The following is a 12370-nucleotide window of genomic DNA, read 5'->3' on the forward strand; positions in this document are numbered from 1 at the left end:
TCAAAATCTGTGTTTAAAAAATAATTAGCGATTCGTGACCCACTTAAAAAAAATACTTTTAGCGGAAGATGATTTCGATTTCGCAATGATTTTGAAACACTATCTCGATCTTCACAATTTTGAAGCGCATTGGGCAAAAGACGGCGAAGAAGCTTTAGATTTATTCCAAAAAGAAAATTTCAGCATTTGTATTTTTGATGTAATGATGCCAAAAATTGACGGATTTACTTTAGCCGAAAAAATCATAAAAATAAATCCCGAAGTTCCTTTTGTCTTTTTAACTGCCCGTAAATTAAAAGACGATAAAATCAAAGGCTTAAAATTAGGCGCCGATGATTATATCGTAAAACCTTTTGAAGCCGACGAAATGGTTTTGAGATTGAACAATATTTTAAAAAGAAGCGAACAGAAATCAAGCGTCATTTCGTCTGAAGAAATCGCTATCGGAAATTATACTTTTAATCCGAAACGACTGGAATTGCAACTTGGGCATTCCATTCAAAGAGTGACTGAAAAAGAAGGAACACTGATTTCATTCCTTTTTAAGAATAAAAATCAATTGCTCAAACGTGAAGAAATTTTAAAAGCTGTTTGGGGAAGCGACGACTTCTTTTCCGGAAGAAGCATGGATGTTTTTATCAGCCGACTGCGAAAATATTTTAATGAAGATTCCAGAATTTCAATTGAAAGTATCAGGAATATTGGTTTGGAATTTAAGTTGAAGAATTAAATTTCCTGACTTAATTTATCTGGATTTTGGCGTGTGTCAAAAATAGTAATGATTTCAATTTCCTTTAAATCAAAATCAACTCTATAATAAAACGTGGTTTGTTTTGAAATCATTCCTTTATATAATCCTTTGAATTCTGCAGATAGAGGACAACTTGCGGGATGTAAAGCAATTTGGTTTATTTTCTTTGTAAGTTTTTGTACAAAATCTTTCTTTACTTTAATACCCCATTTTTGAAGTAAATACGCTGTCAAATTTAAAAGTTTGCTTTCCGCTTGTTCGGATAAATAGACTTTCATTTAAGAAATTTTTTCAAGAAATTCAGAAAATTCTATTCTTTTACCATTTTCTAAATCCTCAATGCCCTTTTTTATATCGTTTTGTTGCGACAATGATAATTCATTCCAAAAATCTGGCTTTTCTTTCTTGACAAAGTCAGCAACTTTTTGAATAAATTCAGTATTATCAATATCTAAAATCAATTTTACTAATTCGATTTTTGAAGTATGAATATCCATAATTTCGATTTTTATCAAATATACAAAAAAAATGCAGACCTATAAGCCGGGTTCTGTATTTGCAAAAGCAAACCCTTATCATTTATCTAGATTCTGAATTACTCCAGAACTCAATCTACCTACCCTTCGACAACGGACGAGTAATCCTTAAATGCCGATATACTTGGTATTTCACCGCATAGAGTTTACCTGGTTTCACTACAGCATTATCTGTACATACTTTCTGTTGCACTTGTCCTCCCAAAATTGCTTTTGGTGACGGGCATTACCCGCTATGCTACTCTTTGGTGCCCGGACTTTCCTCCCTTTAAAATTAAACGGCGATAAGGCGGTCTGCGGTGCAAAAGTAAGATAATAAATTTAAGATTGCAGATTTAACATTTCAGTTTTTGCATTTTGACTAAAGCATCTTGCTTAAAGCGTAAAACTATAACCTCTCAAAGAAATCATATAAACTCTATTAACATTCTCTTCACACAGTGCCTGTTTTATAAATCGTAAATTAGAAATAAGAAAACTAACGAATTAAAATATACTATCATGGATCGTCAAATGTACCACTACGCCACTGTTTCAAAAGCTTTGGAGGAATTAAAAGAAAAAGGATTTACTGTAGATTTCAACATCGAATCAGCCCGAATTAAGGAATGTGGCGACTGTTTTGAAATCGTGCACATTTATAGATATGAAGGCGCTTCTGATCCTGGGGATGAGGCAACTGTTTACGGAATCAAATCTGATAAAGGCGAAAAAGGAGTTTATGTTTCTGGAGATTTATCGTTTTCTGAAGATGACGCAGCCAGAACTTTGCACGAATTGGTCATTAAAGGAAGACAAGAACAGAATTAAAATATGAATCGATTAGAAGCTAAACTTGAAAAAATTGGCAGTGACCCAAAAATTACTGCCAAAGCTGTCGGCTTGAGATATACTTCTGCATCGACTAAAGGCTATCATCGCGTTCGAAAAAACACTGATTTTATTTATGTGGACGAGGATAAAAAGACCGTAAAAGACAAGCTGATAATCGAAAGAATTCAAAAGTTGGTGATACCGCCAGCATGGGAAAACGTATGGATTTGTCCGTATGAAAATGGGCATTTGCAAGTCATCGGAATTGACGCCAAAGGAAGAAAACAGTACCGTTATCATCCCAACTGGAACAAAATCCGAAATCAGTCGAAGTTTTATCGATTGAGGCGGTTTGCAAATGCCCTACCTATTATTCGAAAACAAGTCGATAAAGATTTGAATCGAAAAGGATTGCCATTTGAAAAAGTAGTTGCTCTAGTTGTTAAATTGATTGAAATGACCAATATTCGAATCGGAAATGATGCCTATAAAAAATTATATGGCTCTTTCGGATTAACCACTTTACGTGACAGACACGTGAAAATTGGAAAAAACGCTGCTTCAATATTTTTTGAATTTAAAGGAAAAAAAGGCGTACAGCACAAAATCAATTTGCAAAGCAGAAAATTGGTAAACTTGGTCAAAAAATGCAAAGAAATTCCAGGTCAAGACTTGTTCCAATATTATGACGATGCCGGAAAAAGACACACCGTGGGTTCGGGCGACATCAATAATTATTTAAAGGAAATTACGGGCGAAGATTTTACAGCCAAAGATTTTAGAGTTTGGGCCGGAAGCGTCAATGCGCTATTTGCCTTCCAAGAAATTGGTCATTTTGAAAGCCAAACCGAATGCAAAAGAAAAATCGTGGAAGTTATTGACTCGGTCGCATCCAAATTGGGAAATACCAGAACAGTCTGCAAAAAATATTATGTGCATCCCACCGTAATTGCTGCTTATGAAAACGGAACCATCAATAATTATAAGATCAAAGCCAACATCAAAAACAATAAATTAAATCCGGAAGAAGAAGCATTAGTTCGACTTTTAAAGAAAGAAACAATTGCTGAAGTTTTAGGATAATTCTCTCCTTATATATGAAGAAATTTGCACTGCTTTTCATCGGAATTTGCTTCTTTTCTTGTTTAGATAAAAAAGGAAATATAGAAACTATAAATCTAAAGGAATCAAACGAAATTATTGTTTATCCTCCAGAAATGCCAGATTATACAGATACAACTGACTATGTTCCGCCTAAAATGATTGATGAAGAATGGGCAATTATTCCCGGAAAAAGTGTCGGATTAACTTTTTTGGAAGAAAATGTAGAAAAACTTTCTGAATTAGGAGAACCAGATGCGACCGATTCGGCAATGGGAAAATCATGGTCTACTTGGGTTTCAAAAGAGGACAAAAAAAACGAACTGAACATTTACACTACATATAAAAATTCTGAAATGAAAGAAAAAGTAGTTCGCCAAATCAGGATTACTTCTCCAAAATTTGAAACTCCGACAGAAATTACAACCGGAAAATCATTGCAAGAAATTCAAAAAGCCTATCCCGAAATTAAGTTAGTTGGAAAATATACGGATGAAAAAACACAGAAATTAGTAGAAATCTATGATTCTGAACGACAAGGAATTGCTTTCGAATTTACCAAAAATGAATGTGTTGCGATAATCATCCACACCAAAGGTAAAAAAGTTACCGAAGAATACATGATGCTCCATCCAAATATGGAGAAATTTTAGAAGACTGATCCCGAATTGTTTATAATTATAATGTAATTTTTCAACCTTAATAATTTTACATCTTTAAATTAAAAACTATATTTGTCGTCGAGTCAAAACCTATGGAACATTTCGTTGTATCAGCCCGCAAATATCGTCCGCAAACATTTAAAGATGTTGTCGGCCAGCAAGCTATTACAAATACTTTACTGAATGCCATAGAAAACAACCATCTTGCGCAAGCCTTATTATTCACGGGTCCGAGAGGTGTTGGAAAGACAACTTGTGCCAGAATCTTGGCCCGAAAAATCAACCAAGAAGGTTATGATGACCCCACCGAAGATTTTGCTTTCAACGTTTTTGAATTAGATGCCGCGTCGAACAACTCGGTGGACGATATCAGAAGTTTGATTGACCAAGTTCGCATCCCGCCACAAACGGGGCAATATAAAGTGTATATTATTGACGAGGTCCACATGCTTTCGCAAGCGGCTTTTAATGCTTTTTTGAAAACGTTAGAAGAACCGCCAAAACACGCGATTTTCATTTTGGCTACCACTGAAAAACACAAAATTATTCCTACGATCTTATCGCGCTGCCAAATTTTTGATTTTAAGAGAATTACGGTAAAAGACGCTAAAAATCATTTGGCAGAGGTAGCTAAAAGTGAAGGAATCACCTTTGAAGACGATGCTTTGCACATTATTGCTCAAAAAGCAGATGGCGCCATGCGTGATGCTTTATCCATTTTTGACAGAGTTGTAAGTTTCTCTGGAAACAACCTCACGCGCCTGGCTGTTACTGAAAATTTAAATGTATTAGATTACGAAACATACATCAATGTGACCGATTTGATTTTGGAAAATAAAATTCCAGAATTGTTGGTTGCTTACAATGAAATCTTGGCAAAAGGTTTCGACGGACACCATTTTATTGCCGGCTTGGCTTCCCATTTCAGAGATTTGCTGGTTTCAAAAACACCAAGCACTTTGGTTTTATTGGAAGCTGGCGAACAAGCGCAAAAAATGTACGGAATGCAAGCCCAAAAAGCATCGCAAGATTTTCTTTTGAAAGGAATTGACTTGGCAAACGACTGCGATTTAAAATTTAAAGTAAGCCAAAACCAGCGACTTCTTGTGGAACTTTGCTTGATGCAATTGGCCTCTATCACTTTTGATGGAGAAAAAAAAAAGTTGACGGATATATAATTCCGCCCAATCATTTTTACGGAAGAGTTCTTGAAATTCCGGTAAAATCACCTGAAATCATTCACGTTGAACCTGTTGCTGTAACTCCGGAAGTTGTTGTTGTGGAAGAAAAACAAACAGAAGAAAAAACGGTTTCTGAAACTGTTCCAACTCCGAAAGTTGAAACTCCAATCAATCCAAATGTTCAAAAAGTTTCGGCTTTGTCCTTGTCAAGCATTCGTGCCAAACGCGAATTAGAAAAAACAAACAGTTCAATTGTTCGAAATGTTGCCGACTTGCCAAAAAACGACTTTACCCACACCGATATGCTTTTGCATTGGAACAAATATGCACAGCGTTTGGGCGATAAGGGATACAAAATCATGGAATCGCTGTTGCTGATAAATGACCCGAAATTAGACGGAACCATGATTTATCATGAGCTTCCAAACGAAGGTTCCAAGATTGATTTTGATTCAGAAAAACACGATTTATTAGGCTATTTAAGAGGCAAATTACACAATCACGACATTCAGATTGAAGTGGTTGTGAATGAAACTGTCGAGAATAAATTTGCCTTTACGCCTCAAGATAAATTCAATCGAATGAATGAAATTAATCCCGCTTTAGAGGTTTTGAGGAGAACTTTTGATTTGGATATCTAAAAAAAAATGTTGCCATTTTAAGCAACATTCTTTTTAAGCAATTCTTTAAATTTATCATTTAAGTGTTAATTTCCAGATATATCATTTATACTTTTCCGTAATATAACGCCTTTACGATTCCATCAGAAAGTCCGATTTTTGGCACGTAAATATTTCGGGCACCGCTCCATTTCATTGCGTTTAAATACACTTTCAATGCCGGAATAATAACGTCAGCGCGGTCAGCATTAAGTCCTAAATCAGAAATTCTTTCTTCATAAGACAGATTATTTAAGGCGGTAAATTGTGCATTCAAATACATATAAGACAATGGCTTTTCATTCAATTTGCCGGACATTTTGAACAATTTGTTGATGTTGCCTCCAGAACCGATCATATTCAGATTTTCATAATCTTCAGTCACACTTTTAATCCATTTTTCAATTTCTTGCCACACAATATCGCTGACCATATTATTTAAAAGACGAACGGTACCGACTTTAAACGATTTTGAAGCAACAATTTTTCCTCCTGAAAACAAAGAGAATTCTGTGCTTCCTCCGCCAACATCAACATATAAATAGGCTTGGTCGGTTTTTATAAGGTGATGCAAATCAGTGGAAGCAATAATTGCGGCTTCTGTTTTGCCATCAATAATCTCGATTTTTATATCGGCCTTTTTCTTGATTAATTCCACAACTTCTTTTCCGTTATACGCTTCACGCATCGCCGAAGTCGCGCAGGCCATGTATTTTTCGACTTTGTGCACTTTCATCAAAAGCTTAAATGCTTTCATAGCATCCACCATTCTTTCAATGTTTTCTTCATTGATTTCTCCTACCGTAAAAGCATCTTGCCCCAAACGAATCGGCACGCGAACCAAAGAACTTTTGCTAAATTGGGTTTCTTTGCCTTTCTGCTCAACAATATTGGAAATCAACAGACGCATCGCATTAGAACCGATATCAATTGCCGCGTATTTTTTAATTGTAATCATAATTTAAGTCAAAAGAGAAAAGTCAAAAATTGAAACTTCTCGGTATAATTAATTAAAGAATGTGTTTTCTAAAGTATTTCATCGACAATCACGGTCAATTTATCTCGGTAATAATTATAGGTTTCCAATTGCGCCCTAAAACTTGGTTTGTCGTTTCGCATTTTATATTGATTATCTAATTTTTCAGAATGAAGGCGCACTTTTACATTTCCTTTCCAGCCAATATCAAAAGTATCAATTAATTCTTTTTTAATTTCATCGTCATAAATCGGGCAGGTTACTTCTACCCTTCCGTCTAGATTTCGCGTCATAAAATCCGCAGAAGAAATGTAAACTTCGGGATCGCCATTGTTTCCAAAAATGTAAACTCGGGAATGTTCTAAATAATTATCAACAATACTGATGGCTTCAATATTTTCAGACATACCGGGAACGCCAGGAATCAGCGAACAAATTCCTCTGACAATCAGCCTTATTTTTACCCCGGCACGGCTTGCATCATACAATTTATCAATCATTTCTGTATCTGACAAGCTGTTCATTTTCAAGCTGATACTAGCTCTTTTCCCTTCTAAAGCATTGCTGATTTCTCTATCGATCAGCTTTTCAAAACGGGTTCGCGTATAATGCGGCGAAACGATCAAGTGCTTGTATCTGTGGATCCTATAATTAATATCAAAGAAATCAAAGATCTTGGCCACGTCCTTTAAAATCTTGGAGTGGCTTGTAAAAAGTGTGACGTCTGTATAAACTTTTGCTGTCGATTCATTAAAATTTCCGGTAGAAATCAAGCCATATCTTTTTACTTTTCCTTCTTCAAGGCGTTCGATTACGCAGATTTTGCTGTGCACTTTCAAGCCTTTGATCCCGAAAATTAATTCGATACCTTCGGTCTGCATTACTTCTGCATACGAAATATTGCTGGCTTCATCGAAACGTGCCTGCAATTCAATTTGAACTGTTACTTTCTTTCCATTTTTGGCGGCATTTATTAAGGACGAAATGATTTGGGAGTTTTTCGCCAAACGATACAGCGTAATTTTTATCGAAACCACTTTTGGATCCAGCGCTGCTTCTCTTAAAAATTTTACCAAGTACGAAAACGACTGGTAAGGCGCGTTTACCAAATAATCTTTTTGGGCAATTTTCTCTAAAATACTTCCTTCGAGGCTCAATCCGTCGACCGGAAGCGGAATATTGGACTGGTATAGCAAATCCTGCCTTCCAAGGTTTGGAAAATCCATATAATCACGGCGATTGTGGTATCTTCCGCCAGGAATTATACTGTCGGTTGAATCAATTCCCATCTTATTTAGGAAGAATTTCAACGTATCTTTTTCAATAGATTGGTCATAGACAAAACGCACCGGCTCGCCGATCCGGCGGTCTTTTACGCTGGAAGAAATCTTTTCCATCAAACTTTTACTCAGGTCGCTGTCAATGTCTAATTGTGCGTCGCGAGTGATTTTGATCATATGGGCAGAAATACTTTGGTAATCAAAAATATTGAATATACTGCTTAGATTGTATCGAATTACATCATCCAAAAGAATGATGTATTGCTTGTTATTGTTGGATGGAAGGACCACAAAACGGTTGATCGTCTTTGGAATTTCGACCACCGCATAACGAATGTCTTTCTTTTCCTTTTTAATTTTTAAAACGGTGTCATTCACCACGATTTTTGTTGTCGCTTTGGGTTTTGTCATCACCATTTTAACGGCCAAATATCCTGAAGTATCTTTCAACAGCGGAAATTCGGCCAAATCATTTAGGATAATGGTAACTAAGGCCGGACTTACTTTTTGAATAAAGAAATCTTTTAAAAAATTTTCCTGTTCGCGAGAGATTTCGGTTTCATTGATGATAAAAATACCTTCTTTTTCAAGTTCGCTTTCAATTATGCTCAAGATTCTCAAGCTTTCAGATTGTTGCTGAATTACAATTTCAGTAATGTCTTTTACTAATTGTTGCGACGAAATGCCTCCTAAAACTTTCTCGCCTGAAACTCCTGAATGGCTCAAACGACGAATTGTAGCGAATCGCACGCGGAAGAATTCGTCTAAATTATTAGAAAAAATTCCTAAAAATCGAAGTCGGTCTAAAAGTGGAACATTGTTGTCAGCGGCTTCTTGAAGAACTCTTGCATTAAAAGCCAGCCAGCTTTTTTCTCTATCAATATAACGGTATTCAATGGGTTCAATCATATTTTTAAATCTCTTGGAAAAATCACTTTTTGTGTTTTGCCTTTATCGATGGTTTCCCAGTTTTTGGAATCAAAATTTATAGATACAAATCCGGAAGTTGGAACATTATCGATGAAAACATTTCCAAATTTATTAACAAAATTCGTTATAGCACCATTATGTCCGAAAAGAATAACATTATCGTAATCATTATTGCACGATTTAACTATTTTTTCGAGCTGTCGTTCATCAAAAGTGTAAAGTTCCTCCTTAAAAATAATACTTTCGATGGGACAGGAAAGATTTTGGGCAAAAATCAGTGCGGTTTCTGAAGCTCTTTTTGCCGTACTGCTCCAGATGATAAAGGTTTTTGGAAGGTGCTTGTCAATTGTTGAGGAAACCAAATGTGCGTCTTGCATGCCGCGATTGGCTAAGGGTCTGTCTTTGTCTAGAAGTGGGGCATTCCAGCTTGATTTTGCATGTCTTATTAGAATTAGATTTTTCATAAAAAAACTTTTTTAATTAAATGAATTCACTTCTATAATAGAAACAAATTACAAAAAATTGTTTAGTTCATGGATAAATTCTACACTTTTATCGAATAATTATGACAAATATATTTGATGGCTACTTTTTGGCATATTTTCGTTTTTTATATGTAAGCTTTTACATCAAATACAAAAATTTCAGAAAAAGGTTTGAACTGTTATTTTTTAAAACTGAATACCATTTAAAGGTTTAAAAAATAAAAAATTCTTCTAATAAAATTTCCTCCAGATTTATATTTGAGAGAAACATACTCTTGTATTAAATGCAATAAAAACCAATACAATGGCTACTTTATTACAAAATCATCATTATTATTCTATAAAAATAAAAAATAAGCAGTTAAACGAGTTTTTAGGTTGATTGCGGATGAAATTATTTTTTTGAATTAAACGACATTACATTCACCCACAGCTAAGCTTATCATCCCATACTCATTAGCCAATTATCATCTATTACTTAAGTCTAAGATTTCAAAAGAGACCCTATTTTTAAATAAAATACTGTTGTATGTTTACTAAAAAAACCAAGAATCATAACGTATCGCTCAAATTCTTATTTTCAATTTTTGCCCTTTTTACCTTTTCGTTTAATTTGATTGCACAAACAAAAGAGCAACAATCAAACGATCTAATAGAACTAAGAAAAAAAAGCGCAAATGTCTTGTATCCTGAATATAAAAAAAACACAAAGGAAGCACAAAAAACTGGAGGTTTAGAATATCAAGCCTTCGCTGCTGCAGGATCAATTTCTGTGGCAGAAAACGCTACTTACAATGCTTATTCTGCTACTCAATTAGTTCAAAATTTATTTGTTACTGGATGTTTATCTGCTAGTAATGTTCGTTTTGGATATTATAATAGAAGTAACGGAAACTGGGTAAATTATGCATGGTCAGACATTGCCGGTAACCGTCAGCTGGCCTACTTTAATAAGGCTACATCAACTTTTGGAATTCAAGAAGGATTGCTCTTGACAACAGGTAAGGCATCTTCTGCAATGGGACCAAATAATACCGGAGGTTTGTCTGATGCAATGGTTTCAAATGCTTCTGATCCAGATTTGATTTCAATTAGTGGAAGAACAATTTATGATGCGTCAATATTAGAATTTGATTTTATTCCAGCCGGTAACACTTTAGAATTCAAATATGTATTTTCATCAGAAGAATATTTAGAATACTGCGAAACACAATATAATGATGCTTTTGGTTTTTTCTTGAGTGGCCCTGGAATCTCTGGACCATACCAAAATAATGCTGTAAATTTGGCTACTTTACCAAATTCAACCACTCCTGTTTCAGTAAATAGCATTCACTCAGCTGGAACTAATGTTAATTACACAAATTTCCCTGCTAAAAACGCTCAATACTATGTTAACAATCCTACAGGGTCATTAACGACACAATTTGATGGAAACACAGTAATTCTGACGGCAACGTATCCTGTAACTCCTTGTACAACTTATAAAATTAAATTAAGTATTGGAGATGCAAGTGATCAACAATGGGATGCTGGTGTATTTTTAGGAGCCAGAAGTTTTAATGCTGAAAATATAGCACTTATCAATTTTGGAAATCAAATTGAAAACCAAAATAATATTTTTGAAGGATGTAATAATAAATTAAGAGTAAAAAGAAACGGTACTGATCTTTCGCAAGCATTAACAGTCAACTTGCTTTTATCAGGAACTTTCACAAACGGAACTGATATCCAAACAACAGGTGGAGCTCCATTCCCTACTTCTGTTGTAATTCCTGCAGGAGCAAGTTTTGTGGATATTCCGTATTCTGCAATTGCAGATAACATTTCTGACAATGGTGAAACATTTACAGTGCAGACAATTACCAGTTGTCCTTGTTCACCAGATGTAGTATATGTGACACAAACAATGACCATTTATGAAAAAATGGTTCTTAATTCAATTACGCCTGCTAACGCACAATGTAATGGACAAAATAACGGAACACTGACCATAAATGTCTCTGGTGGTTCTGGAAATTATTCGTACTCAATTAATGGTACTACTTGGCAAAATCTTAATACTTTTTCTAATCTTGCACCTGGAACTTATACAGTAACTGTAAATGATCCTGGAAGCTGTCATGCAAATGTAACAGGTACAGCAACCATAGGTAATGCTGCTCCGATTGTAGCTAACGCTGGACCTGACGTAAATGTTTGTCCTACTGGAAACGTACAATTATCTGGTAGTGGTGGCGTAGTCTACAGCTGGAGCCCAAGTACTGGATTAAACTTTAATAATATTGCAAATCCAATTGCATCTCCATCTGTTACAACGACGTATACTTTAACTGTTACAAATGCAAGTGGCCAATGTTCTTCAACAGATCAAGTAATTGTAACTGTTGGATCAGTACCAACTGCTCCAACTTCTGCAACAGCAAGTAACAATAATTTTTGCGCTTCAACCTCTGGAAACATTACTTTAACTGCTGTTGGCGGTTCTGGAACTTCATTAAAATGGTTCACAGGAAGCTGTGGCGGAATAGGAATCGGAACAGGAAATAATTTATCAATACCTTCTCCAACACAAACAACTACTTATTTTGTAAGATGGGAAAATAGTTGTGGAGTTTCATCTTGTGCACAAGTTACTGTAACCGTAAACCAAGCTGTAAACTTGACAGGACCAACAAACAAAGCTATTGAAGGCTGTAATCAAAGTAGTGTTACTGATTTTACCTACAATGAAAATACAACTACAATAACATTACAACAATTTATTAATGCAGGAGGAACAACATCAAATAGTTCAATTCCACATACAATTACATACAAGGATTCTAAAAGTGGTACTTGTCCAACAGTGGTAACTAGAACTTTTAATGTTGTGACTGAATGTAAACAACAAACATTTACACAAGTTTTCACAATAAAAGACACGACAAAACCAACATTTGTGGAAACACTTCCAACCAATGTAACGGTTGAATGTTCTGCGGTACCAACTGCTC

General features: G+C 35.2%; 12 protein-coding genes and 1 other RNA gene. 7 read left to right on the top strand and 6 right to left on the bottom strand.

Going from position 1 to position 12370, the window contains the following annotated elements; genetic code table 11:
* Positions 1-34: 34 nt before the first annotated feature.
* Positions 35-730, top strand: coding sequence for a response regulator transcription factor (locus EG849_RS13840; RefSeq protein WP_125013770.1), 696 nt, complete (start codon positions 35-37; stop codon positions 728-730).
* Here the strand turns inward: EG849_RS13840 and EG849_RS13845 are convergent.
* The 3 genes from EG849_RS13845 to rnpB form a co-directional block, all read right to left on the bottom strand.
* Entirely contained in the window at positions 727-1029 is a 303-nt protein-coding gene (locus EG849_RS13845; RefSeq protein ID WP_125013772.1) for a type II toxin-antitoxin system RelE/ParE family toxin, read from the bottom strand. The two genes, EG849_RS13840 and EG849_RS13845, sit on opposite strands and share 4 nt — an antisense overlap.
* Positions 1030-1248 (bottom strand): hypothetical protein, encoded by a 219-nt coding sequence (locus tag EG849_RS13850; RefSeq protein WP_125013775.1) that lies wholly within the window; start codon positions 1246-1248, stop codon positions 1030-1032. It lies immediately after the preceding gene.
* 26 nt (positions 1249-1274) lie between these two features.
* Positions 1275-1588, bottom strand: an RNA gene (gene rnpB, locus EG849_RS13855) — RNase P RNA component class A.
* A 200-nt stretch (positions 1589-1788) separates the two neighbouring features.
* Here rnpB and EG849_RS13860 point away from each other — a divergent pair.
* From EG849_RS13860 to EG849_RS13880, 5 genes are all read left to right on the top strand, one after another.
* Positions 1789-2097, top strand: coding sequence for a hypothetical protein (locus tag EG849_RS13860; RefSeq protein ID WP_125013777.1), 309 nt, complete (start codon positions 1789-1791; stop codon positions 2095-2097).
* Between the two features lie 3 nt (positions 2098-2100).
* Entirely contained in the window at positions 2101-3183 is a 1083-nt protein-coding gene (locus tag EG849_RS13865; RefSeq protein ID WP_125013779.1) for a DNA topoisomerase IB, read from the top strand.
* A gap of 14 nt (positions 3184-3197) precedes the next feature.
* The gene (locus tag EG849_RS13870) at positions 3198-3854 is read left to right on the top strand and encodes a hypothetical protein (RefSeq protein WP_125013781.1); all 657 of its coding nucleotides are present in this window, start codon (positions 3198-3200) and stop codon (positions 3852-3854) included.
* Between the two features lie 101 nt (positions 3855-3955).
* Positions 3956-5041 carry a DNA polymerase III subunit gamma/tau gene (dnaX, locus tag EG849_RS13875; RefSeq protein ID WP_125013783.1) on the top strand — a complete coding sequence of 362 codons (1086 nt, stop codon included), beginning with the start codon at positions 3956-3958 and terminating at the stop codon, positions 5039-5041.
* 101 nt (positions 5042-5142) lie between these two features.
* The gene (locus EG849_RS13880) at positions 5143-5685 is read left to right on the top strand and encodes a DNA polymerase III subunit gamma/tau (RefSeq protein ID WP_233581807.1); all 543 of its coding nucleotides are present in this window, start codon (positions 5143-5145) and stop codon (positions 5683-5685) included.
* An 85-nt stretch (positions 5686-5770) separates the two neighbouring features.
* On the opposite strand, the gene EG849_RS13885 is transcribed toward EG849_RS13880, so the two are convergent.
* The 3 genes from EG849_RS13885 to EG849_RS13895 all read right to left on the bottom strand — a co-directional run bounded on the left by EG849_RS13885 (position 5771) and on the right by EG849_RS13895 (position 9353).
* On the bottom strand, positions 5771-6661 hold the full coding sequence (locus EG849_RS13885) for a Ppx/GppA phosphatase family protein (protein ID WP_125013785.1): 891 nt from the start codon (positions 6659-6661) through the stop codon (positions 5771-5773).
* A 68-nt stretch (positions 6662-6729) separates the two neighbouring features.
* Entirely contained in the window at positions 6730-8868 is a 2139-nt protein-coding gene (gene ppk1 / locus EG849_RS13890) for a polyphosphate kinase 1 (protein ID WP_125013787.1), read from the bottom strand.
* Complete coding sequence (locus EG849_RS13895; RefSeq protein WP_125013789.1) at positions 8865-9353, bottom strand: SixA phosphatase family protein; 489 nt, start codon at positions 9351-9353, stop codon at positions 8865-8867. The genes ppk1 and EG849_RS13895 overlap by 4 nt, the downstream gene beginning before the upstream one ends.
* Positions 9354-9903: 550 nt before the next feature.
* Between EG849_RS13895 and EG849_RS15745 the strand changes: the two genes are divergently transcribed.
* The coding region (locus tag EG849_RS15745; RefSeq protein ID WP_199732316.1) for a choice-of-anchor L domain-containing protein at positions 9904-12370 on the top strand (2467 nt) is incomplete at its 3' end.

Origin of the sequence: Flavobacterium macacae (genome assembly GCF_003865365.1) — a bacterium.
Taxonomy (GTDB): Bacteria; Bacteroidota; Bacteroidia; order Flavobacteriales; family Flavobacteriaceae; genus Flavobacterium; species Flavobacterium macacae.

Excerpts from the sequence above, each read along its gene's own strand:
- EG849_RS13845 (WP_125013772.1), bottom strand. The coding sequence starts at position 1,029 with ATGAAAGTCTATTTATCCGAACAAGCGGAAAGCAAACTTTTAAATTTG.
- EG849_RS13850 (WP_125013775.1), bottom strand. The coding sequence starts at position 1,248 with ATGGATATTCATACTTCAAAAATCGAATTAGTAAAATTGATTTTAGAT.
- EG849_RS13860 (WP_125013777.1), top strand. The coding sequence starts at position 1,789 with ATGGATCGTCAAATGTACCACTACGCCACTGTTTCAAAAGCTTTGGAG.
- EG849_RS13865 (WP_125013779.1), top strand. The coding sequence starts at position 2,101 with ATGAATCGATTAGAAGCTAAACTTGAAAAAATTGGCAGTGACCCAAAA.
- EG849_RS13870 (WP_125013781.1), top strand. The coding sequence starts at position 3,198 with ATGAAGAAATTTGCACTGCTTTTCATCGGAATTTGCTTCTTTTCTTGT.
- dnaX (WP_125013783.1), top strand. The coding sequence starts at position 3,956 with ATGGAACATTTCGTTGTATCAGCCCGCAAATATCGTCCGCAAACATTT.
- EG849_RS13885 (WP_125013785.1), bottom strand. The coding sequence starts at position 6,661 with ATGATTACAATTAAAAAATACGCGGCAATTGATATCGGTTCTAATGCG.
- ppk1 (WP_125013787.1), bottom strand. The coding sequence starts at position 8,868 with ATGATTGAACCCATTGAATACCGTTATATTGATAGAGAAAAAAGCTGG.
- EG849_RS13895 (WP_125013789.1), bottom strand. The coding sequence starts at position 9,353 with ATGAAAAATCTAATTCTAATAAGACATGCAAAATCAAGCTGGAATGCC.